This is a genomic window from Streptomyces sp. MUM 203J, from assembly GCF_022414595.1.
Lineage (GTDB): Bacteria > Actinomycetota > Actinomycetes > Streptomycetales > Streptomycetaceae > Streptomyces.
This window is the reverse complement of sequence record NZ_JADWYO010000082.1, coordinates 1-22,473: the sequence shown is the minus strand read 5'-3', so window position 1 is coordinate 22,473 and position 22,473 is coordinate 1. Positions and strand designations below refer to the sequence as shown.

19 protein-coding genes and 1 pseudogene are annotated in these 22,473 nt (G+C 73.6%); 8 read left to right on the top strand and 12 right to left on the bottom strand.

Features of this window, described 5'->3' with window-relative positions; translation table 11 throughout:
* The 4 genes from I3F58_RS27060 to I3F58_RS27045 form a co-directional block, all read right to left on the bottom strand.
* Positions 1-861, bottom strand: an 861-nt coding sequence (locus I3F58_RS27060) for a TerD family protein (protein WP_240111333.1), incomplete at its 3' end; no start/stop codon positions are given.
* Between the two features lie 131 nt (positions 862-992).
* Positions 993-1,571 (bottom strand): TerD family protein, encoded by a 579-nt coding sequence (locus tag I3F58_RS27055; RefSeq protein ID WP_240111332.1) that lies wholly within the window; start codon positions 1,569-1,571, stop codon positions 993-995.
* Between the two features lie 160 nt (positions 1,572-1,731).
* Complete coding sequence (uvrB, locus tag I3F58_RS27050; protein WP_240111331.1) at positions 1,732-3,921, bottom strand: excinuclease ABC subunit UvrB; 2,190 nt, start codon at positions 3,919-3,921, stop codon at positions 1,732-1,734.
* A gap of 72 nt (positions 3,922-3,993) precedes the next feature.
* Positions 3,994-4,911, bottom strand: coding sequence for an MHYT domain-containing protein (locus tag I3F58_RS27045; protein WP_240111330.1), 918 nt, complete (start codon positions 4,909-4,911; stop codon positions 3,994-3,996).
* A 186-nt stretch (positions 4,912-5,097) separates the two neighbouring features.
* Here I3F58_RS27045 and I3F58_RS27040 point away from each other — a divergent pair.
* From I3F58_RS27040 to I3F58_RS27030, 3 genes and pseudogenes are all read left to right on the top strand, one after another.
* A pseudogene (locus I3F58_RS27040) lies at positions 5,098-5,681 on the top strand (methylated-DNA--[protein]-cysteine S-methyltransferase).
* A 36-nt stretch (positions 5,682-5,717) separates the two neighbouring features.
* Positions 5,718-6,644: a pseudouridine-5'-phosphate glycosidase gene (locus I3F58_RS27035; RefSeq protein ID WP_240111329.1), complete on the top strand. Its 927-nt coding sequence runs from the start codon at positions 5,718-5,720 to the stop codon at positions 6,642-6,644.
* Positions 6,641-7,531, top strand: coding sequence for a carbohydrate kinase family protein (locus I3F58_RS27030; protein WP_275678983.1), 891 nt, complete (start codon positions 6,641-6,643; stop codon positions 7,529-7,531). The genes I3F58_RS27035 and I3F58_RS27030 overlap by 4 nt, the downstream gene beginning before the upstream one ends.
* Before the next feature lie 50 nt (positions 7,532-7,581).
* Here I3F58_RS27030 and I3F58_RS27025 read toward each other — a convergent pair whose 3' ends face one another.
* On the bottom strand, positions 7,582-8,202 hold the full coding sequence (locus I3F58_RS27025; protein ID WP_240111327.1) for a helix-turn-helix domain-containing protein: 621 nt from the start codon (positions 8,200-8,202) through the stop codon (positions 7,582-7,584).
* A 93-nt stretch (positions 8,203-8,295) separates the two neighbouring features.
* Here I3F58_RS27025 and I3F58_RS27020 point away from each other — a divergent pair, with 93 nt between their 5' ends.
* Positions 8,296-9,507: a pyridoxal phosphate-dependent aminotransferase gene (locus I3F58_RS27020; protein ID WP_240111326.1), complete on the top strand. Its 1,212-nt coding sequence runs from the start codon at positions 8,296-8,298 to the stop codon at positions 9,505-9,507.
* A gap of 67 nt (positions 9,508-9,574) precedes the next feature.
* Positions 9,575-10,231 carry a DUF2293 domain-containing protein gene (locus I3F58_RS27015; protein WP_240111325.1) on the top strand — a complete coding sequence of 219 codons (657 nt, stop codon included), beginning with the start codon at positions 9,575-9,577 and terminating at the stop codon, positions 10,229-10,231.
* Between the two features lie 86 nt (positions 10,232-10,317).
* Here I3F58_RS27015 and I3F58_RS27010 read toward each other — a convergent pair whose 3' ends face one another.
* The 3 genes from I3F58_RS27010 to I3F58_RS27000 all read right to left on the bottom strand — a co-directional run bounded on the left by I3F58_RS27010 (position 10,318) and on the right by I3F58_RS27000 (position 15,437).
* On the bottom strand, positions 10,318-11,148 hold the full coding sequence (locus tag I3F58_RS27010; RefSeq protein ID WP_240111324.1) for a chaplin: 831 nt from the start codon (positions 11,146-11,148) through the stop codon (positions 10,318-10,320).
* 186 nt (positions 11,149-11,334) lie between these two features.
* Positions 11,335-12,618: an SWIM zinc finger family protein gene (locus I3F58_RS27005; RefSeq protein ID WP_240111323.1), complete on the bottom strand. Its 1,284-nt coding sequence runs from the start codon at positions 12,616-12,618 to the stop codon at positions 11,335-11,337.
* Positions 12,615-15,437 (bottom strand): DEAD/DEAH box helicase, encoded by a 2,823-nt coding sequence (locus tag I3F58_RS27000; protein ID WP_240111334.1) that lies wholly within the window; start codon positions 15,435-15,437, stop codon positions 12,615-12,617. The genes I3F58_RS27005 and I3F58_RS27000 overlap by 4 nt, the downstream gene beginning before the upstream one ends.
* Before the next feature lie 154 nt (positions 15,438-15,591).
* On the opposite strand from I3F58_RS27000, the gene I3F58_RS26995 reads away from it, so the two are divergent.
* On the top strand, positions 15,592-15,882 hold the full coding sequence (locus tag I3F58_RS26995; RefSeq protein ID WP_240111322.1) for a DUF6343 family protein: 291 nt from the start codon (positions 15,592-15,594) through the stop codon (positions 15,880-15,882).
* Between the two features lie 56 nt (positions 15,883-15,938).
* On the opposite strand, the gene I3F58_RS26990 is transcribed toward I3F58_RS26995, so the two are convergent.
* The 4 genes from I3F58_RS26990 to rpsA form a co-directional block, all read right to left on the bottom strand.
* On the bottom strand, positions 15,939-16,316 hold the full coding sequence (locus tag I3F58_RS26990) for a tetratricopeptide repeat protein (RefSeq protein ID WP_275678982.1): 378 nt from the start codon (positions 16,314-16,316) through the stop codon (positions 15,939-15,941).
* 114 nt (positions 16,317-16,430) lie between these two features.
* Positions 16,431-17,057, bottom strand: a complete 627-nt coding sequence (coaE, locus tag I3F58_RS26985) for a dephospho-CoA kinase (protein WP_240111320.1) — start codon at positions 17,055-17,057, stop codon at positions 16,431-16,433.
* A 73-nt stretch (positions 17,058-17,130) separates the two neighbouring features.
* Positions 17,131-18,072 carry a PAC2 family protein gene (locus I3F58_RS26980; RefSeq protein WP_240111319.1) on the bottom strand — a complete coding sequence of 314 codons (942 nt, stop codon included), beginning with the start codon at positions 18,070-18,072 and terminating at the stop codon, positions 17,131-17,133.
* Positions 18,073-18,267: 195 nt separating this feature from the next.
* A complete protein-coding gene (rpsA, locus tag I3F58_RS26975; RefSeq protein WP_240111318.1) occupies positions 18,268-19,761 on the bottom strand; it encodes a 30S ribosomal protein S1 in 1,494 nt (497 codons plus the stop codon).
* A 410-nt stretch (positions 19,762-20,171) separates the two neighbouring features.
* On the opposite strand from rpsA, the gene I3F58_RS26970 reads away from it, so the two are divergent.
* Together I3F58_RS26970 and I3F58_RS26965 are read left to right on the top strand one after the other, a co-directional pair.
* Positions 20,172-21,023: a class I SAM-dependent methyltransferase gene (locus tag I3F58_RS26970; protein WP_240111317.1), complete on the top strand. Its 852-nt coding sequence runs from the start codon at positions 20,172-20,174 to the stop codon at positions 21,021-21,023.
* Positions 21,024-21,034: 11 nt separating this feature from the next.
* The coding region (locus tag I3F58_RS26965; protein ID WP_308355070.1) for a helicase-related protein at positions 21,035-22,473 on the top strand (1,439 nt) is incomplete at its 3' end.

The window sequence follows — 22,473 nt, the reverse complement described above, 5'->3', positions numbered from 1 at the left end:
CCGGGACTCGGTGCGCGAGCTGGGCCAGACCGTGGTCATGGTCACCCACGACCCGGTCGCCGCCGGGCCTGCCGTCGGGCCGGCCTCCGGCGGGGCCGCAGGCCCGGCAGCGGCCCCCGTGGCCGGATCTGAGGCCGCACCCGGCGGCGGGGCGGCGTTCGGTCCGGCAGCGGATCCCGGCCACGAACCGGCAGACGCACCCGGCGGCGGATGCCCCGGCCCCGGGGGCCGGGGCATCCCGGCAGACGGTGCCGTGTCATGGCGCGCGCGGTCGGGGTCCGGAGCGGAGGGTGGCGTGATCGCGCGGGACAGGCCCCGGGTCACCGCCTCGTCGATGCCCCGTGCCAGCCCGGCGGCGTCCTCCAGTCCCTGGTCCTGGAGCAGTGCCGTGAGCCCGTCCGCGTACCCCTGGCCGACCGCGCGGACCTTCCAGGCGCCCCGGCGCCGGTAGAGCTCCAGTGCGACGACGGCCGACTCGCTCTCCAGGCCGGTGAGGGTGAAGCTGGCGATCTCGGTGCCGTCGAGCCCGGTGACAGCGGTGAAGGGCGCGGGCACGGCACCGAACCTGTCGGGCCCGCCGGTCCCGGCGGGCAGAGCGAGAAGCACGCTCACCCGGTGCACGGCGGCGGGCACGGCCTCCAGGTCCACGGCCAGCCGGTGCCGCGCGGCGGCCTGCCGGGACACCTCGACACCGGGCAGCCGGGGCGAGCCCGGGTGGGCGATCCCGTCCGGACCCGTCACCCTGCCGTCCGCGTCGGCGAGCAGGGCGCCTGCGGCGACCGGCACCCCGGCGGAGAGGCGGATCTCCAGTCGCGTGTCCGGCAGCGGGTGGTTCTGCCCCCGGACCAGCTCGGCCGTCATCGCCTGTGTTCCCCTCACTGGTGGTTCGGATCGGCCGTCGAAGCCCTGCGGCCGCGCCGGTGGCCCATGTGGGCAGCTCCCGGCGGCCAGGTGCCTCCGGGAGCTGCGGTACGTACGCGGTACGGGCGGGACTACAGGTGCGGCAGGATCGCGGGCAGCAGGTCCTGGAACGTACGCCCGTTGGCCGCCTGGCCGAGCGCCGTCATCTGCCAGCCGCTGCCCGCGCGGTGCACCTTCGCCATGATCTGCGCGGTGTAGGGGCCGCCGCCGTCCAGCGTGTAGCGGGCCAGCTCCTGGCCGTTGGTCTCGTCGACGAGGCGGCAGAAGGCGTTCTGAACCTCCTGGAACGTCTGGCCGGTGAACGAGTTCACCGTGAAGACGATCTGGTCGATGTGGACCGGGACGCGCTGCAGGTCCACGAGGACCGACTCGTCGTCGCCGCCCTGGCCCGCGCCGCCCACCAGGTTGTCACCGGTGTGGCGGACCGAGCCGTCGTCGCTGACGAGGTGGCGGAAGAAGACCACGTCCACCGCCGTCTTGTCGGCGAACAGCACGGCCGACGCGTCGAGGTCGATCTCCCGGGTGCGCGAGCCGAACAGGCCGCGGCGCGGTGCCGCCTGCCAGCCGAGCCCCATCCGCACCGCGGTCAGAGTCCCCCCGTCGCTCTTCTGCAGGCTGATGGCCTGACCCTTGGTCAAGTTGACCGACACTCGCTGTCCCCTCTCCTGTGCGTTCCCCGCGCCGCCTCTGGCTGTCGAGAGCGGTTGCCAGCACCCTACGCAGGGGTGCGGCGGCGTCATCAGGGCGCTCCGTACTTTGTATCGGTGTTGCAACACTGCGGGTTCCGGGCCTGATGTCCGGCCCGCGGGCTCAGGCGATCCCCGCCTCCTTCATCTGCCTGAGCTCCTTCTTCAACTCGCCGACCTCGTCGCGCAGTCGTGCGGCCACCTCGAACTGCAGCTCGGCTGCGGCGGCCCGCATCCGCTCGGTCATCTCCTCGATGATCCCGGCGAGTTCGGCGGCGGGGCGGTCGCTGGTGAGCGCGCCCGTCCCGGTCGCCTTCGCTCCCTTGCCGCCCTTCGCCGGCTTGGCGGACGCCGGGCCTCCGCCGGTCTTGGCCGCCTTGGCCGTGCGGGAGCCGGTACCGAGCGAGGGGACGGGGGACTTGGCGCCCTTGCCGTCCTTGAGGCTGCGGTAGCCGCTGCCGAGAAGCTCCTCCGTGTCGATCTCCTCGCGCGCGATGGTGGCGACGATGTCGTTGATCTTCTTGCGGAGCGGCTGCGGGTCGATGCCGTGGGCCTCGTTGTACGCGACCTGCTTGGCGCGGCGCCGGTTGGTCTCGTCGATGGCCTGCGCCATGGCGGGCGTGACCGTGTCCGCGTACATGTGGACCTGCCCGGACACGTTGCGCGCCGCGCGGCCGATGGTCTGGATCAGGGAGGTACCCGAGCGCAGGAAGCCCTGCTTGTCGGCGTCCAGGATGGCGACGAGGGACACCTCGGGCAGATCCAGGCCCTCGCGCAGCAGGTTGATGCCGACCAGCACGTCGTACTCGCCGGAGCGCAGTTCCCGCAGCAGTTCGACGCGGCGCAGGGTGTCCACGTCGCTGTGCAGGTAACGCACCCGGATGCCGAGTTCCAGGAAGTAGTCCGTGAGGTCCTCGGCCATCTTCTTGGTGAGGGTGGTGACGAGGACCCGCTCGTCCCGCTCGGTACGCAGCCGGATCTCGTGGACCAGGTCGTCGATCTGGCCCTCGGTCGGCTTGACGACGACCTCGGGGTCGACGAGGCCGGTGGGCCGGATGATCTGCTCGACGAAGCCGTCGGAGCGGGACATCTCGTACGTGCCCGGGGTGGCCGACAGGTAGACGGTCTGCCCGATGCGCTCCTGGAACTCCTCCCACTTCAGCGGCCGGTTGTCCAGTGCGGACGGCAGCCGGAATCCGTGGTCGACAAGCGTCCGCTTGCGGGAGGCGTCGCCCTCGTACATGGCGCCGATCTGCGGGACGGTGACATGGGACTCGTCGATGACCAGCAGGAAGTCCTCGGGGAAGTAGTCGAGGAGGGTGTTGGGCGGGGAGCCGGGCTCGCGCTGGTCGAAGTGCATCGAGTAGTTCTCGATGCCGGAGCAGGAGCCGACCTGCCGCATCATCTCGATGTCGTACGTGGTGCGCATCCGCAGCCGCTGGGCCTCCAGCAGCCTGCCCTGCTTCTCCAGCTCGGCCAGCCGGCTCTCCAGCTCCCGCTCGATGCCGTCGACGGCGCGCTCCATGCGCTCGGGGCCCGCCACGTAGTGGCTGGCCGGGAAGACGTACAGCTGCCGGTCGTCGCTGATGACCTCGCCGGTGAGCGGGTGCAGGGTGGAGAGGGCCTCGATCTCGTCCCCGAACATCTCGATGCGGACAGCCAGTTCCTCGTACACCGGGAAGATCTCGATGGTGTCGCCGCGCACCCGGAACGTGCCCCGTGTGAACGCCAGGTCGTTGCGGGTGTACTGGATGTCGACGAAGCGGCGCAGCAGCTCGTCCCGGTCGGTCTCCTCTCCCACCTTGAGGGTGACCATCCGGTCGACGTACTCCTGCGGTGTGCCCAGGCCGTAGATGCAGGACACGGAGGCGACGACGACCACGTCCCGCCGGGTCAGCAGGGAGTTGGTCGCGGAGTGCCGCAGCCGCTCGACCTCCTCGTTGATGGAGGAGTCCTTCTCGATGTAGGTGTCCGACTGCGGGACGTACGCCTCGGGCTGGTAGTAGTCGTAGTACGACACGAAGTACTCGACCGCGTTGTTGGGCAGCAGCTCGCGGAACTCGTTGGCCAGCTGGGCCGCCAGCGTCTTGTTGGGCGCCATCACCAGCGTGGGGCGCTGGAGCCGCTCGATCATCCAGGCGGTGGTCGCGGACTTGCCGGTGCCGGTGGCACCGAGCAGTACGACGTCCTTCTCACCTGCGCGGATGCGCCGCTCGAGGTCGTCGATGGCCGCGGGCTGGTCACCGCTGGGCTGATACGGGCTGACGACCTCGAAAGGTGCCATCGCGCGTTCGATCTGGGTTACGGGCCGCATGAGACCACCGTACGACCCCGCACTGACAGCCGGGCCCCGATCACCGTCCGGGCCCGCTTCCGGCGGCCGCGCCTAGCGGTCGCGGTACGGGGTCTCCCGGTGGCGTGGTGCGGGGATTCCCGGCAGCCGGGCGGCCTGGGCGCTCTGGGCACGGGCGTCCCGGTCACCGTGTACCAGGAGCGGGTCGAAGAGCACGACGATACCCGCGAACAGCAGGAATGCCGACGGTCCGACGAGCATCGGGGCGAGCAGTGAGGCGGCCGTGTCGCCGTCCGCCTCGGCCGGCACCGGTTCCAGAGGCGCCGCCACGTCGACGCCGCCGGGTACGCCGCCCAGCGGATCCAGGCCGGTCACCGCCACGGCGGCGGGCCCGTCCGTCTCCCCCGGGTGCAGATGGACGCTGACCGCGGCCATGCCGGTGTAGTGCATTCCGGATGCGGCCAGGCCCATGACGAGGCTGGCGCCCAGACCGGACAGGACACCGCGCACGGAGACGGCCGCCCAGAGCGCGGTCGTGGCGGCGACCACCGCGATCACCACCGACAGCGCGACCGTGAGTGTGTCGTACTCGATCTGTCCAGGCAGCCGCATACCGGCCATGCCCAGGTAGTGCATGGAGGCGATACCGAGGCCGGTGATGGTGCCGCCGGTGATCAGGGCCATGCCGGTACGGCCGCGCAGCCCGACGACGAAGACGCCGATGCCGACCATGAGGATGGCGATGGCGAGGCTGGCGTAGGTGATCGGCCGGTCGTAGTCGACGGGCACTTCCGCGATGTGGAAGCCCATCATGGCGATGAAGTGCATCGTCCAGATCCCGACGCCGATGGAGGTGGCGCCGAGGGCCAGCCAGCCGGGGCGGAAGGTGCCGGGGTGCCACAGTGCCCGGGTCGTGCAGCGCAGGCCGAGCGCCGCGCCGAGGCAGGCCATCAGGTAGGCCGCCACCGGCGTGACGAGTCCGTGGCTGAAACCGTCGACTGTGCCCTGCATAGACGTCTCGCCCCTCACCCCTCGTGACCGTCGCAGACCGTTGCGTGGAGGGTAGTCGACACGGAAAGCTCCTGCTCCCCCGGTTGGCGGACCCGGGACCTTCGGCCCGCGCTCCCGACCGGCCGTCCGGCACCGGAGCGCGAGGGGCCGGCATCGATGTCGGCGGCCGGTCGTACGGTGGGCGGCATGGACGGCGATGCGCGGACCGTGGGGTGGGAGGTCGTCGGCAGCGGCGCCGGGCCGCTGCTGCCGGCCGCCGCCGGCACGGGGCTGGTGAACGTGGTCTTCCACACGGAGGGCGCGGGTCTGGAGCGGGCGCCGGCCGGCTCGCGGAGCGGCTCGGAGACCCGGGGCCGGGGGCGGACGCCCCCGGGTTCCCGGCCGTGCTCGAGCGGGGAGGGGCCGCCTCGGAACGGCTGGCCGAACCGGTACGCGCGCTGGACGCCTGCACCGCGGGGCGGCTGCGGGACTTCCGGCTGCCGCTGGACTGGTCGCTGACGGGCGGCTTCAACCGGAGGGTGCTGCGCGAGCTCGCGGTGGGGATGCCGTACGGGACGGGGGCCGGGTACGGGGAGCCGGCCGCCCGGGCCGGGCAGCCGGGGGCGGCGCAGGCGGTCGGCGCGGCGGCGGGCGCCGGTCCGCTGCCGGTGGTGGTGCCGTGCCACCGGGTGGTGGAGAGGGACGGCGGGCTGGGCGGCTTCGGCGGCGGCCTGGAGACCGGGCGGAGGCCGCCGGCGCTGGAGGGCGTAATCCCGCAGCCGCTGTTCTGAGGTTTGGGCGGGGGTCCGGCGCGCCAGGGATGGGTCATGTCGGAGACCTCGGTGGTGGTGGTGTCGGAAGAGGTACGGGAGGCTCTGGCCGCGCGTCGGCCGGTGGTCGCCCTGGAGTCGACGATCATCGCGCACGGGCTGCCGCGCCCGCGCAACCTGGCCGTCGCGGAGGAGCTGGAGGCGCTGGTACGGGCCGGGGGCGCCGTCCCGGCGACGGTCGCCGTGCTGGACGGTGTGCCGCGCGTGGGGCTGGACAAGGCGCAGGTGGAGCGGGTGGCCGCGGACCCGTCCGTACGGAAGCTGGGGCACCGTGATCTGGCGCCTGCGGCGGCGCTCGGGGCGAGCGGTGCGACGACGGTGTCCGCGACGGCGTTCCTGGCGGCCCGAGCGGGCATCAGGGTGTTCGCGACCGGTGGGCTGGGCGGTGTGCACCGCGAGTGGGCGCAGGCCCAGGACGAGTCGGCGGACCTGCGGCTGCTGGCGGAGACCCGGATCGCGGTGGTGTGCGCGGGCGTGAAGTCGATCCTGGACGTCCCGGCGACGCTGCAGCGGCTGGAGACCCTGGGCGTGGGGGTGGTGGGGTACGGGACGGACCGGTTCCCCGGCTTCTACCTGTCGTCGTCGGGTGAGCCGGTGGACTGGACGGTGCGCTCGCCGGAGGAGGTGGCGGCGGTGCTGCGGGCTCAGGACGCGCTGGGCGGACCGGCGGCGGCGCTGGTGGTCGCCAACCCGGTGCCGGAACGCGAGCAGCTGGACCCGGCGCTGCACGACCGGGTGCTGGCGGAGGGTCTGGCCGAGTGCGGTGAGCGGGGCATCGCGGGCCAGGGGGTCACCCCGTTCCTCCTCGACTTCCTGGCACGGCACACGGACGGGGCGTCGCTGGAGGCGAATCTTGCGGCGGTGCGCGGCAATGTGCGGCTGGCGGCGCGGATCGCCGCGGCGTGGGCGGCGGGCGCGCTTTGAGCGGGCTACTGGTGGTCGGCGACGTGGTCACCGACGTGGTGGCGCTGCACGACAGGCCGCTCGTACCCGGCACGGACACGGCCGCCCGGATCCGTACGCTGCCGGGCGGCGCGGGGGCGAACGTGGCGTGCTGGGCGGTGCGGTCGGGCTGGGCCGATGTGCGGCTGCTGGCCCGGGTCGGCACGGACCGGGCGGAGTGGCACGAGGCGGAGCTGCGGCGCGCCGGGGTGCGGCCGGCCCTGGTGCGGGACCCGGAGGCGCCGACGGGGACGGTGGTGTCGCTGGTCGACGGTTCGGCGGGAGCGGAGCGGACGTTCCTGACGGACAGCGGGGCCGTACTGCGGCTCTCGGCCGCGGACTGGTCGGCCGACCGGCTGGACGGGGTGGTCCATCTGCACCTGTCGGGCTATCTGTTCTTCGCCGCACCCAGCCGGGGTGCCGCCCTGGCCGCGCTGACCTCGGCTCTTGAGCGCGGCCTTCCGGTGAGCGTGGACCCGGCGTCGGCGGGCTTCCTCGCGGAGCTGGGTGCCGGACGGTTCCTGGACGCGGTGGCGGGCGCGGCGGTGCTGCTCCCGAACGCCGACGAGGCCGCGCTGCTGACCGGCGCGGCGACCCCGGAGGCGGCGGCGGTGGCCTTGAGCCGTACGTTTCCCCTGGTGGTGGTGACGCTCGGCGCGGAGGGGGCGCTGCTGGCCGCCGGGGGTGAGGTGCTGGCCCGGGTGCCCGCGCCCCGGGTCGACCCGGTGGACACGACGGGTGCGGGCGACGCGTTCACGGGCACGTTCCTGGCGGCATACCTGTCGGGCGCGCGGCCCGCCGAGGCCGCCGCGTTCGCCTGCCGGGCCGCCGCCGAGGCCTGCACCCGGCCGGGCGCCCGGCCGGGGTAGCGGCCGGGGAGGCGCGGAGGTGCGGGGTGATATCCGGTTCCGCCCCGCGGCTACCGCCCCGCCGCACCTGGCGACGGCAGCTCCCGCTCCCCCCGGCCGACCGCCACGCACGTCGCCGCGTCCAGGCGCATCCGCAGGTCCGGGGCCTCGACCGGACCCTCGCCGTACGACGGGGCCTCACCACCCCCCACACCCACGTGGAACACGCCCTCGTCCAGCTCCACCTCCACCACCGACCGCTCCCCGGCCGCCGCGAGCGGCTCCAGCGCGTCCAGCAGTGGAATCGCGAACCAGTGCGCCCGCACGGCGTCCGTCGGACGCGGCTCGTCCAGCTCCGCGGCGCCCCAGCGGGCCAGTTCCCGCAGGACGGGGAGCAGGTCCCGGCCCCGCCGCGTCAGTTCGTACACGTACGCGGAGGAGGGCGGCGGCAGTCGGCGCCGTGTCGCGAGCCCCTCGCGCTCCATGTCCTTCAGCCGGCTCGCCAGCATGTCGGTGCTGACGCCCGGCAGGTCGGCGTGCAGATCGGTGTAGCGGCGCGGCCCGGCGAGGAGTTCACGGACGATCAGCAGCGTCCAGCGGTCGCCCACGGCGTCGAGCGCGCGGGCGGCGGCGCAGTACTGGTCGTAGCTCCGGCGGCGGGCGGCGGTGGACCGCTGACTCTGACGTGGCATGGGACGCAGTCTAGACAAGTTGTTGGACTTTCCAAGCTCCAGCTTGGTAAAACCAAGCATCACAGTTCCCAGGGAGAGATCGGGGTCACGGCCATGGAGTTCCGGCAGTCGAGCAAGCTCAGCGAGGTCTGCTACGAGATCCGCGGTCCCGTGATAGAGCAGGCCAACGCCCTGGAGGAGGCGGGGCACAGCGTGCTGCGCCTCAACACCGGCAATCCGGCGCTGTTCGGCTTCGAGGCGCCGGAGGAGATCGTCCAGGACATGATCCGGATGCTGCCGCAGGCCCATGGCTACACCGACTCGCGCGGCATCCTCTCCGCCCGCCGGGCGGTGGCCCAGCGCTACCAGGAGATGGGTCTGCCGGACGTGGACGTCGACGACGTCTACCTCGGCAACGGCGTCTCCGAGCTGGTCACCATGGCGGTGCAGGCACTGGTCGAGGACGGCGACGAAGTGCTCATCCCGGCCCCGGACTTCCCGCTGTGGACGGCCGTCACCACCCTGGCGGGCGGGCGCCCGGTGCACTACCTGTGCGACGAGTCCGCCGACTGGTACCCGGACCTCGACGACCTCGCCTCGAAGATCACGGACCGTACGAAGGCCCTGGTCATCATCAACCCCAACAACCCCACGGGCGCGGTCTATCCGCGTGAGGTCCTGGAGGGGATGCTGGACCTGGCCCGTCGCCACCAGCTGATGGTCTTCGCGGACGAGATCTACGACCAGATCCTCTACGACGGCGCCGTCCACCACCCGGCCGCCGCCGTCGCCCCCGACCTCGTCGTCCTCACCTTCGGCGGGCTGTCCAAGACGTACCGCGTGGCCGGGTTCCGCTCCGGCTGGCTCGTCGTCTCCGGACCCCGGCAGCACGCCCGGAACTACCTGGAGGGGCTGACGATGCTCGCCTCCATGCGGCTGTGCCCCAACGCGCCCGCCCAGTACGCCATTCAGGCCGCGCTCGGTGGCCGCCAGTCCATCCGGGACCTGACCGCACCGGGCGGCAGGCTGCACGAACAGCGCGACCGCGCCTGGCAGAAGCTCAACGAGATTCCCGGGGTGTCGTGCGTGAAGCCGCGCGGCGCGCTGTACGCGTTCCCTCGCCTCGACCCGAAGGTGCACCCGGTCCTGGACGACGAGAAGTTCGTCCTCGACCTGCTGCTGCGGGAGAAGATCCAGGTCGTCCAGGGCACCGGTTTCAACTGGCCGCGCCCCGACCACTTCCGGATCCTGACCCTCCCGTACGCCGACGACCTCGATGCCGCGATCAGCCGGATCGGCCGGTTCCTGAGCGGTTACCGGCAGTAGGAACGGGGAGCCGCGGGTAACTTCCGGATGGGACACACCGCCAGTTCCCCTGCCCCCGGGAGGTGTCGTGTCACAGGAACCGGTCGTGGTCGTGGAGCCCCGGAAGGCGGCACGCTGTGCGGAGTGCCGCCGGGGGCCGGTGCGGCGGATGGTGCTGGAGTCGGCCGGGCCGCTCTGTCTGGACTGCGCGGACCTGGGCCATCTGGTCTATCTGCCGCGCGGGGACGCGGCGCTGACCCGGCGGGCCCGGGAGGCGGGCACGCTGTGGGCGGTGGTCGTACGGCACAACCGGCGCCGTACGCGGTACGAGCGGCAGGGCATCCTCGTCGAGGAGGCCGCCCTGGCCCGGGCGAAGGCGGCATGCCTGGCGGACGCCGAGGCACGTGCCCGCCGCCGGGCCAGGGACGCGAAGCGCCGTGCGGCCGGCGACGCGAGGGTCACGGCCGAGCTGGAGGCCGGGATACGGCGACTGTTCCCGGGCTGCCCGGCCGAGCGGGCCGCGGAGATCGCGGCGCACGCCTCGGTGCGCGGAAGCGGCCGGGTGGGTCGTACGGCGGCCGGGCGAGCACTCGACGAAGGCGCGGTCACCGCCGCGGTACGCGCCTCGGTGCGCCATGTGGACACCGGCTACGACGCCCTGCTGGCGGACGGCGTCCCCCGCCACCGGGCCCGGACCCGGGTGGCCCCGCTCGTCGACGAGATGCTGGCGGCCTGGCGGTCCTGAGTGCCGCGGCGCGGCAGGGACCCGGCCCCCGGCGTCCCTCCACCAGCCGGGCTTCCGGCACCGGGCATGATCCGGCACCGGCCGGTTCAGGAGCCGTCGGCGGCCGAGCGGAAGCGGCGGCGCAGGAGTCCGCCGGCGAGAATCAGCCCCGCCGCAGTCGGGAGCAGCCCGCCGGCCAGGTCTCCGCTGCCGGTCCGGGCGAGGACGGGCGGGCCGGACTGGGCCACGGGAGCGGCGGGTCCGGCGGGTCCGGCGTCCCCGGCGGGCGGCGCGGCCTCGTCCTCCTGGGGCGGCACGACGGTGCGGTCGTCCCGCGGCGGCGTCATCGGCTCCTCGGGCTTCGGGCTCTCGGCCGGCGGCTCGCTGACGTTGACGGACGTGTTGCCGAACACGGGGTTGCCGATACCGACGACGTTCGCGGAGTTGCCGGAGACGTTGACCGGCAGGTCGACGGGCAGCTGGATGCCGTTGCCGGAGATCACCCCGGGCGAACCGGCCTCGCTCGCCTCGGCCGTCGCGCCCCCGCCGTTGGAGGACCCGCCGCCGTGCGAGGACCCGCCGCCGTGCGAGCCGGAGCCGCTGCCGTGACCCTCACCGCCGCCCTGGCCGTGCCCGCTCCCGCTCCCGGAGCCGTTCTCGCTCCCGTGGGCGTGGCCGCTCCCCTTGCCGCTCCCGCCCTTGTTCACACAGGTGTTACCCATGGCGGGGTTGAGCAGCCCCACCACGTTCACGGTGTTGCCGCAGGCGTTGACGGGGACGTGCACGGGCAGCTGCACGGTGTTGCCGGATCCCACGCCGGGTGAGTCGGTCGCGGCACCGGACGCGTCGGCGTCGGCGTGCGCGGAACCCGCAGCCAGGGCGAGGACGCCGCCCGTGGCCATCAGAGTGACGAGACCATTTCGGCGCGTATGCCTCATGGCTTCCTGCCTTCCGGAGACGTTCACGGGCACTCGCCCGCACCGGGGTTAACGCGCTATCTCACGGACGGGTTATGACGCTTACCGCTTTCACCCCATCGGGGGAGAACTAATAGACCTTTCACATCACCCACCGATCGGCTCACCCGTCAGGGTGGCGACAGACGTCCCGCCTGTGACGGCCCGTCACCGGCCGAGGAGTCCGGCGAGCGCGCCCACGGGGTCGGCGTCGGGGGTGCCCCGGGGCCACCAGTCCTCGCGGCCCGCGTCGGACTCGTAGCCGTACCAGAGCCCGTCACGGCCGTAGCGGAGCTGGAGCGTGGCCGTGGACAGCCGGTTCCGCCACGGCCGGAAGTGCGGGAGGTCGGCGGCTGTGAGCGCGGGCCGGGCCCGGTCGAACGGCCCGGCGGGCGGGTCCCACGCCTCCTCCAGTGCGGCGAGCCCCGAGGGCCCGCCCTGGCGCCAGGCCGCCACCGCGCGGGCCAGCTCCCCGGGTGTGCGGTCCAGGGCGGCGGCGAGGTCCCGGTAGAGACCCCGGGTGGAAGCGGTCAGTCCGGAGCCCGGGTGGGCCGCGGCCAGCCGCACGGCGTCCTGCCACGGGGTGAGCGCGGCGACCGGGTCGTGGCCGGTGGCCAGATGGGCATGGGCGCGGGCCGCGGCCTCCGTGGCCAGCATCTCCAGGGACAGCGGGTCGGGCGCGTCCGGCCCCTCCGGGTACACGGGCGGGCGGCCCGGTTGGGCCGGCAGGGGCAGCGGCGGCGGGAGGGCGGAGGCGGGGGTGGCCGTGACGGCGGCACGGGCGGGCACGGTGGGCAGCGGCGGCGGCTCGGTACCGGTCTCCACGGCCGTGCGGGCGGTGTTGCGGCGGCCGAGGTCCGCGAGGATCTCCTGCTCGCCACGCCCCCGCATGAGAAACAGCGTGAAGGGGTCCTGGTCGAGCAGCCTGGCCGCCTGGTAGCAGAGCGCGGCGGCGTGCTTGCACGGGTAGCCGTCGTCGGGGCAGGAACAGTCGGGGACGAGGTCCCCCGCCTGCGGCAGCAGACCGGACACGGCGGCCAGGACGCGCGGCACTTCCTTGTCCAGGAGTGCGGCGATGTGATCGGGGCGGGCCGCTGCGGCGTCCAGCAGCCCCTCCCACTCCTCGTCCCCGAGCACCCGCAGCCGGATCTCCGTACGGTACGGGCGGGCGCGGCTGCCGTGGACGTAGGCGGTGACGCGGCCCGGGGTGACCGTGATCGCGTCGACCAGTCCCCGGCTCGCGTAGGCCCTGCCACGCGCGAGGCGGGCGGCGTCGAGCGCGGTGTCCTCCAGGGCGGACACCCAGGCGTTGCCCCACCAGGTGGCGGCGAGGCCGCCGTCCGCGCCACCGGCGACGGGGGTCAGCGGCGGGAACGTGCGGCGCCGGTCGTCGTGGTGGGCGGGCTGCCCGCGGAGGCGGGCCGGGACCCCGCGTGGCCGTGCGGAGCTCATGCAGGCCTCCTCAGGGACACGAGGTCGGCCAGTTCACGGTCCGTCAGTTCGGTGAGGGCGGCCTCTCCGGAGCCGAGGACCGCGTCAGCGAGAGCACGCTTGGAGGCGAGGAGCTGTGCGATGCGGTCCTCGACCGTGCCTTCGGCGATGAGCCGGTGCACCTGCACGGGCTGGGTCTGGCCGATGCGGTAGGCACGGTCGGTGGCCTGCTCCTCCACGGCCGGGTTCCACCACCGGTCGTAGTGGACGACATGGCCGGCCCGGGTCAGGTTGAGGCCCGTCCCGGCGGCCTTCAACGACAGCACGAACACCGGGACGCCGCCGGACTGGAAGCGGTCCACCATGCGCTCCCGCTCGACGACGGGCGTACCGCCGTGCAGCAGCTGGGACGGGACGGCACGGGCGGTCAGATGGGCGGTGAGCAGCCGGGCCATGGACACGTACTGGGTGAAGACCAGGACGGAGCCGTCCTCGGCCAGGACCGTGTCGAGCAGCTCGTCCAGCAGGGCGAGCTTCCCGGACCGGCCGGAGAGCCGGACCGGGTCCTCCTTCAGATACTGCGCCGGATGGTTGCAGATCTGCTTGAGAGACGTCAGGAGCTTCATGACCAGGCCGCGCCGCGCGATGCCCTCGGCGCCCTCGACGGCCGCCATCGTCTCCCGGACCACCGCCTCGTACAGGGAGGCCTGCTCGCGGGTGAGCGGCACGGGGTGGTCGGACTCGGTCTTGGGCGGCAGCTCCGGCACGATGCCCGGGTCGGACTTGCGGCGGCGCAGCAGGAACGGGCGGACGAGCCGGGCGAACCGCTCCACCGCCTCGTCGTCACCCAGCTCCTCGCTGTTCTCGACGGCGCGAGCGTGGCGGGCGCGGAACGCCTTGAGCGGGCCGAGCAGCCCGGGCGTGGTCCAGTCGAGCAGCGCCCACAGCTCGGACAGGTTGTTCTCGACCGGTGTCCCGGTGAGGGCGACCCTGGCGGGGGCGGGGAGGGTGCGCAGAGCCCTGGCCGTGGCGGAGAACGGGTTCTTGACGTGCTGGGCCTCGTCCGCGACGACCATCCCCCACTGCCGGGCGGCGAGCTGCTCCGCGCTGCCGCGCATCGTGCCGTAGGTGGTGAGGACGAAGCCGCCGTCCAGACCGTCCAGGGTCCGTCCGGGGCCGTGGAAGCGCCGCACCGGCACATCGGGGGCGAAACGCAGGATCTCCCGCTCCCAGTTGCCGAGCAGCGAGGCGGGACAGACGACAAGGGTGGGCGAGGCATGGGCGCGCCGCAGGTGCAGGGCGATGAGCGTGACCGTCTTGCCCAGGCCCATGTCGTCGGCGAGACAGCCGCCGAGACCCAGCGAGGTCATCAGGTCCAGCCAGCCGAGCCCCCGCCGCTGGTAGTCCCGCAGAGTCGCCCGCAGGCCCGGCGGCTGCGGGACGTCGGCGGGCCCGCCCAGCAGCCGGTCACGCAGGGCGGCGAGCGCGCCGACCGGCACGGCCTCCACGGTCTCGCCGTCCACCTGGGCCGTTCCGGTGAGCGCGGCGGCCAGCGCGTCCACCGGCTCCAGCAGGCCGAGCTGCCGCTTGCGGGCCTTGCGGACAAGCGCGGGGTCGACCACCACCCACTGGTCCCGCAGCCGCACCACCGGACGGTGGGCCTCCGCCAGGGCGTCCATCTCCCGCTCGGTGAGCGGGTCACCGTCCAGGGCCAGCTGCCAGTCGAATCGCAGCAGTTCGGTGCTGTCGAAGAACGGCGTCCCGTCCGTCGCGGAGCCCGGAGCCTGCCGTACCACGGCACTGGCGGTCAGGGACCGGGCCAGTTCGCGCGGCCAGTGGACGGTGACACCCGCCGCGTCGAGCCGGGCCGCCGCGGGCCCCAGCAACTCGTACAACTCGCTCTCGGTGACGGCCAGCACATCGGGCACGGCCCGCTCCAGCAGCCGGGTGAGCGGCGGCCAGACCCGGGCGGCGCGGCGCAGGGCGAGCATGGCGTCGACCCGGGCACGGGGCCCGAAACGGCGGTCGACGTCCGCGGCCCACAGCCCAGCCGCGTCGACCACCAGGGCGGGATCGGTCAGGCTGTGCACCTGCAGGACCGCCGCCGCGGCCTGCCGCACCTCGCCGCCCGCGTCCGGCAGGGACCCCTCGGGGTCGCGGGTGTCGAACAGCTCGTACGGTGAGAGGTCCAGGCGCAGCGAGACGCGGACGCCCGCGTCCATGCCCGCGGCGACCTCGGCCGCCCAGGCCCGGGCCCGCGGCAGGCGCTGCGGCTCCCGCGCCGCGAACGCCTCCCCCGCTGCGAAGGCCGCCGCCGGGGTGCGGGGCCCGGTGTCCGCGACGGCGTCCAGGAAGGCCCGCACGAGCGCCTCGGGCTCGGGCAGCCGGAGGGGACGGCGCCCGGGGACGGGCACCGCGTGAGCCTCGTACGGCATGGCCGCGGCGACCGCCCGGAGGTGGGCGATGTCGTCGGCGTCCAGGGGCCCGGCCCTCCAGGCGTCCCGGTCGTCGGCCGTCAGCCCGGGCAGCAGCCGTCCGCGCGCCACCAGATGCAGGGCGTGCAGCGCGGCGGCGCCCCAGCAGGCGGCCGCCGGGTGCGCGCCCGGGGCGTGCCGGGCCGCGGCGAGGAGCGGCAGGGCGTCGTCGACGGACAGCACGAGCGCGGGGACGGTACGGGTGCGGGCGCCCGCGCCGTGGCGCCGCACGACCGTGAGCTGTTCCGCGGCCCCGGTCTCGGGCAGGGTCCGGCCGTCGGGCGCCCAGAAGGCGACCCGCCCCGCGCGAGGCAGCGAGTCCGGCAGGAACACGGCGGCGAACCCGCACAGCTCCTCCGGTGCCACCACGCCGCGGGCCTCCGGACCCGCGCCCGGGTGCGTCTCGTACCGGATCCCGCTCACCTCCCTCCGCTGCCGGCCAGGTCTCCGACCATACGACCCGGGTCTGACAGCCCCGCGTCGGGAGGCGTCTCCCGGGTACTCGCCGGTGCGGAGACCGATGACCATGATCATGCGCAGTGGCAACGAACCACTCACCGCGCGCAGTGCCCTGCGGCTGCGGTTCTGGCTGAGTGTCTGGGGGCTGCTCTGGGCCGTCGGCGGCACCGTGGTGTTCGCGTTCGTAGGCAGCGTCGGCTGGGCGACCGCGTGCGGCGTCCTGGCGCTGGTCGTGCTCACGGACCTGCTGCTGGTCGTACGCCACATCCGCCAGGGCCCGCACTACCAGCCCGGTCCCGACATCCCCCCGTACGCCCCGGACCGCCGTCGCCCACCACCCCCTCGGCCGTGACGCTGTGCACACACAACGCCACGGAAGGGGTCTGACAGCGGGCGGGGCAGGTGGCCTCAGTCGTCGCCGTCGAAGCCTGCGGCCCGCACGTACTCGGGCCTCGGGTCCAGGGCAGCGGCCAGCCGGAAGTGACGCCGGGCGTGACGGTCGCGGCCCGCCCGCTCCAGCGTGCGCGCGAGCCCGAAGTGGGCATAGGCGTTGTCCGGCTCGCGTTCGATGACCAGCTCGAACTCCAGCTCCGCGGAACGGAGCGCGGCCGACATGAAGAAGGCGCGGGCGCGCAGCAGGCGCGCGGCGGTGTTCTCGGGGTGGGCCGCGATCACCGAGTCGAGCAGCTTGACGGCCCCGCGCGGGTCCCGGGCGGCGAGCAGGTGCTCGGCGGCCCGGAAGTCGATGACGTGGCTCTCGGGGGTGCTCTCGTACACGGTTCTCATCCTTCCCCTGGCTCCGGCCGTTCAACAGCCGCCACGGCCCCGGTATTCCGGAGCCGCGGCGGGGTGACCGGCCGCGGCGGAGGCTCGGGTGTCCGGGGACGCGGCCCGGGGCCCTCAGGCCCGGGAGGCGTCTTTGGACGAGTCGCGGGCCGCCCGCGCGACCAGCTCCTGCCAGACCCTGCGGACCTGCGGCTCCAGCTCCTCCAGCGGGCCGTCGTTGTCGATGACGTAGTCCGCGACGGCGCGCCGTCGCTCCCGTGCGGCCTGGGCGGCCATCCGCGAACGGGCTTCACCCTCCGTCATGCCCCGGAGCCTGACGAGCCGGTCGAGCTGGGTCTCGGGGGTGGCGTCGACGACCACGACTGCGTCGTACAGGGGCGCGAGACCGTTCTCGGTGAGCAGCGGCACGTCGTGGACCACGACCGCGTCCGGGTCGGCGGCCTGCTGGAGTTCGGCGGAGCGCGCGCCGACCAGCGGGTGGACGATGCCGTTGAGGGTGGCGAGGCGCTCGGGGTCCGCGAACACGATGGCACCCAGCTTCGGCCGGTCCAGGGCGCCTTCACGCGTCAGGATGTCCGGCCCGAAGGCCTCCACGACGGCCGCGAGCCCGGGCGTACCGGGCTCGACGACCTCGCGGGCGATCTTGTCGGCGTCGATCAGCACGGCCCCGTACGAGACGAGCAGCCGCGACACCTCGCTCTTGCCGGCCCCGATTCCGCCGGTCAGCCCCACGGTCAGCATGGTGGCAGCCTATGCCCCGGGACGCGCCGGGCGGCGGGCGGGTCGTCCCGGACCGGGCCGGAGGGCACCGCGCCTACGGGGTGTCGCCTTCACGTTCGGCCAGAAAGCGCTCGAACTGCCGGCCCAGCTCGTCCGCCGAGGGGAGGTCCACGGGCTCCGCGACCAGGCTGCCGCGGGTGTCGGCGCCGGCCAGCGCGTCGTACTGGTGCTCAAGGCCCTTGACCAGGGCGATCAGTTCCTCGTCACCGTCTCGGATCTGGCGCTCGATCTCGGTCTGGGTGCGCTGGGCGGCGCTCCGCAGGGTGTGGGCGATGCCGGGGAGGACCAGGCCGGTCGCGCCGGTGATGGCCTCCACCGCGGTCAGCGCCGCGTCCGGGTAGGCGGAGCGTGCGACATAGTGCGGCACATGCGCGGCGACACCCAGGACATCCTGTCCGGCCTCCATCAGCCGGTACTCGATGAGCGCCTCGGCGCTGCCCGGCACCTGCGCCTCGTCGAACGGGCTGCGGTGCCCGGGCACGAGGTCGGTGCGGTTGCCGTGCGGGGTGAGGCCCACGGGGCGGGTGTGCGGGACGCCCATCGGGATGCCATGGACGTTGACCGCGAGGCGTACCCGGAGCCGCTGCGTGATCTGCCGTACGGCGGCGGCGAACCGCTCCCACTCGACGTCCGGTTCGGGACCGCTCAGCAGCAGGAACGGCGCGCCGGTGGCGTCCTGGACGATGCGCAGTTCGATGCTCGGAGTGTCGTAGCCGACCCAGCGGTCCCTGCGGAAGTGGAGCAGCGGGCGGCGGGCCCGGTAGTCCACCAGACGGTCGTGGTCGAAGCGGGCCACGACCTGGTGCGGCAGCGAGTCGAGCAGCTGGCCGACGATCTGCTCACCGACCTCGCCCGCGTCGATGTACCCGTCGAAGTGATAGAGCATGATCAGGCCGGCGGACTCCTGGGCCAGTGCCATGTCGGCCACCGCCAGGCCCTTCGGCTCCCATGCGTACAAGTCCTGCGGATCAACCACGATTACCGCTCCTCCTCGTGTCCGTACGGAAGAACGTCGCATGAGCCACTGACATTCCCGGTTGTGCACGCACCGTGCACAGGCCGAGGTCCACGTACGACCGGCGCCGCGACGCACCGAGGCCCGCCCCTTGCGGGACGGGCCTCGGTGTCGCGTCAGTCAGCGACTACCGCTGCTGCCTGGGACAGAGCCTGTTCAGCTCTGGCCGCCGGCCAGCTTCTCGCGGAGGGCGGCGAGCGCCTCGTCCGACGCCAGGGCGCCGGAGTTGTCGTCCGACTCCGAGGAGTACGAACCGCCGGTCGGCGCGGCGGCCGGAGCGGCGGCGCCACCCTCGGCAGCGGCGGCGGCGTCGGCCTCGCGGGACTTGATGACCTGCGCCTGGTGCTGCTCGAAGCGCTGCTGGGCCTCGGCGTACTGCCGCTCCCACTCCTCGCGCTGCTTCTCGTAGCCGGGCAGCCAGTCGTTGGTCTCCGGGTCGAAGCCCTCGGGGTAGATGTAGTTGCCCTGGTCGTCGTAGGACGCGGCCATGCCGTACAGGGTCGGGTCGAACTCGACGGCCGACGGGTCGGCGCCGAAGGACTCGTTGGCCTGCTTCAGCGACAGCGAGATCCGGCGACGCTCCAGGTCGATGTCGATGACCTTGACGAAGATCTCGTCGTTGACCTGGACGACCTGCTCCGGGATCTCCACGTGGCGCTCGGCCAGCTCGGAGATGTGGACCAGGCCCTCGATGCCCTCGTCGACACGGACGAACGCACCGAACGGAACGAGCTTGGTGACCTTACCCGGGACGACCTGACCGATCTGGTGGGTCCGGGCGAACTGCTGCCACGGGTCCTCCTGGGTCGCCTTCAGCGACAGGGAGACACGCTCGCGGTCCATGTCGACGTCGAGAACCTCGACGGTGACCTCCTGGCCGACCTCGACGACCTCGGACGGGTGGTCGATGTGCTTCCAGGACAGCTCGGAGACGTGGACCAGACCGTCGACGCCACCCAGGTCCACGAAGGCACCGAAGTTGACGATCGAGGAGACGACGCCGGAGCGGACCTGCCCCTTCTGGAGGGTCGTGAGGAACGTCTGGCGGACCTCGGACTGGGTCTGCTCCAGCCAGGCGCGGCGGGACAGGACCACGTTGTTGCGGTTCTTGTCCAGCTCGATGATCTTCGCCTCGAGCTCCTTGCCGACGTACGGCTGGAGGTCGCGGACGCGGCGCATCTCGACGAGGGACGCCGGGAGGAAGCCGCGGAGGCCGATGTCGAGGATGAGACCACCCTTGACGACCTCGATGACGGTACCGGTGACGATGCCGTCCTCTTCCTTGATCTTCTCGATGGTGCCCCAGGCACGCTCGTACTGGGCGCGCTTCTTCGAGAGGATCAGGCGGCCTTCCTTGTCCTCCTTCTGGAGAACCAGGGCCTCGATCTCGTCGCCGACCTTGACGACCTCGTTCGGGTCGACGTCGTGCTTGATCGAGAGCTCGCGGCTCGGGATGACACCTTCGGTCTTGTAACCGATGTCGAGCAGGACCTCGTCCCGGTCGACCTTCACGATGACGCCGTCGACGATGTCGCCGTCGTTGAAGTACTTGATCGTCTCGTCGATCGCGGCGAGGAAGGCTTCCTCGTTACCGATGTCGTTGACCGCAACCTGCGGGGTGGTGGCGGTGGTCTCGGTGCTGCTCGTCATGTGGGAAAGGGCTCCGGTACGGACATTGAAGTCGTAGGTACTGCTACGCCGAGAGCCCGTATCGCAGCTGCAGAAGCCGGACAGCCAAGGAAGCGCCGACCCAGAGGACTGGGAGGCGCCTCGACAACCGAGGGGACATACATACAGATGCGAGCGCGGCCTGCTCCGTCCGAGGCACGCAGGCCCGCAGCGCAACCTTTAGCATACGGGGGCCGCCGGACCCGGTCAATGCGCGAAGGGGCCCACCGGGGGCGCATCGCCGCATACCCGGCGCAACTAAGCTTGCCGCAGGCCATGGTGGCCCCCGGCGTACCGGGCACGTCCACGCGGTCACGCGTGTCCCGCTTCCCGCGTCGACCGGCGACGGCCGACGCACCCCAGACGACGGCGAACCTACAACGGCGGGCGAGATGAACCAAGACTACGAGCCGGAGGCGACTCGCCGTGACGCGGGCGACGCGGAGAGCAGCCGGGCCAGCCGGGGCTGGTGGGACCGGAACGCGGACGAGTACCAGAGCGAGCACGGCACGTTCCTCGGGGACGACCGGTTCGTGTGGGGCCCGGAGGGCCTGGACGAGGAGGAGGCCCGGCTGCTCGGGCCCGCCGGGTCCCTGAAGGGCCGGGAGGTGCTGGAGATCGGCGCGGGCGCGGCACAGTGCTCGCGCTGGCTGGCCGCGCAGGGGGCGAGGCCGGTCGCGCTGGACCTGTCCCACCGCCAGCTCCAGCACGCGCTGCGGCTGGGCGCCGCCGGGGACGGGGTGTCGCTGGTGGAGGCGGACGCGGGGGCGCTGCCCTTCCGGGACGGGTCCTTCGACCTCGCGTGCTCGGCGTACGGGGCGGTGCCGTTCGTCGCGGACCCGGTGAACGTGTTCCGCGAGGTGCGGAGGGTGCTGCGGCCGGGTGGCCGGTGGGTCTTCTCGGTCACCCACCCGATCCGCTGGGCCTTCCCGGACGAGCCGGGCCCGGAGGGCTTGTCGGTCGCCGCCTCCTACTTCGACCGCACGCCGTACGTCGAGCAGGACGAACGGGGCCGGGCGGTGTACGTGGAGCACCACCGGACGCTGGGCGACCGGGTGCGGGACGTGGTGGCGGCCGGGTTCCGGCTGGTGGACCTGGTGGAGCCGGAGTGGCCGGGCTGGAACAGCCAGGAGTGGGGCGGGTGGTCGCCGCTGCGCGGGAACCTGATTCCCGGGACGGCGGTCTTCGTGTGCGAGCGGAGCGAGACGCGGACTCCCCCGGCCGAGGGCCGGGGGAGGGACTGAGGGCACTGGTGGTGATCCGTGCCGGGGAACGGGAGCGGCTTCCCGTACGCGACGCCCTGCCCGCGCTGGAGGCGGCACTGGCCGGGCCCGGGTCGGCGGTACTGTGCGCGCCGCCCGGCACGGGCAAGACGACGCTGGTGCCGTTGGTGCTGGCCGAGCGGGGGTTCAGGGTCGTGGTGGCCGAGCCGCGGCGGATCGCGGCGCGGGCGGCGGCCCGGCGGATGGCGTGGCTGCTCAGGGAGAAGACGGGCGGCCGGGTCGGGTTCACGGTGCGCGGTGAGCGGGCGGTGTCGCGGGAGACGGTCGTCGAGGTGGTGACGACCGGCGTGCTGCTGCAGCGGCTCCAGCGGGACCAGGAGCTGCCCGGGGTTGACGTGGTGATGCTCGACGAGTGCCACGAGCGGCATCTGGACGCGGACACGGTGGCGGCCTTCCTGCTGGATGTACGGGAGACACTGCGGCCCGAGCTGAAGCTGGTCGCGGCGTCGGCGACGACGGACGCCGCAGGGTGGGCGCGGCTGCTGGGCGACGCGCCGGTGGTGGAGGCGGCGGGCGTGACGCACCCGGTGGAGGTGGTGTGGGCGCCGCCGCCGCGCGCCGTGCGACCGCCGCACGGCATGAAGGTGGACCCGGCGCTGCTGACGCATGTGGCGGGGGTGGTGCGCCGGGCGCTCGGGGAGCGGGACGGCGACATCCTGTGCTTCCTTCCCGGAGTGGGGGAGATCGCGCGCGTGGCGGGCCTCCTGGGCGGGCTGCCGGACGTGGACGTGCTCCAGGTGCACGGCAGGGCGCCCGCGTCGGTGCAGGACGCGGTGCTCTCCCCCGGCCGCGGGCGCCGGGTGGTGCTGGCGACGTCGGTGGCCGAGTCGTCGCTGACGGTGCCGGGGGTGCGGGTGGTGGTCGACTCGGGTCTGGCGCGAGAGCCCCGGGTGGACCACGCCCGGGGGCTGAGCGCGCTGACGACGGCACGGGCGTCCCGGGCGTCGGCCCGGCAGCGGGCCGGCCGCGCGGGGCGTGAGGCCCCGGGCACGGTGTACCGGTGCTGGCCCGAGGCGGAGCACGGCAGGCTGGCGGCCTTCCCCGCCCCGGAGATCCAGGTGGCGGACCTCACGGCGTTCGCGCTGCAGGCCGCGGTGTGGGGCGACCCCGGGGCGACGGGCCTCGCGCTGCTGGACGCGCCCCCGGCGGGGGCCATGGCGGCGGCGGGTGAGGTACTGCGCGCGATCGGCGCGGTGGACCCCGACGGCCGCGCGACGGGGCGCGGCAGACGGCTGGCACACCTGGGTGTGCATCCCCGTCTGGGCCGCGCCCTGCTGGACGGCGCGCCGCGCGTGGGCACCCGGCGCGCCGCGGAGATCGTGGCCCTTCTCTCCGAGGAGCCGCCCCGCGAGTACGGCGACGACCTGACGGCCGCGTGGCGCGCGGCCCGCCGGGGCGGCGACCCGTACGC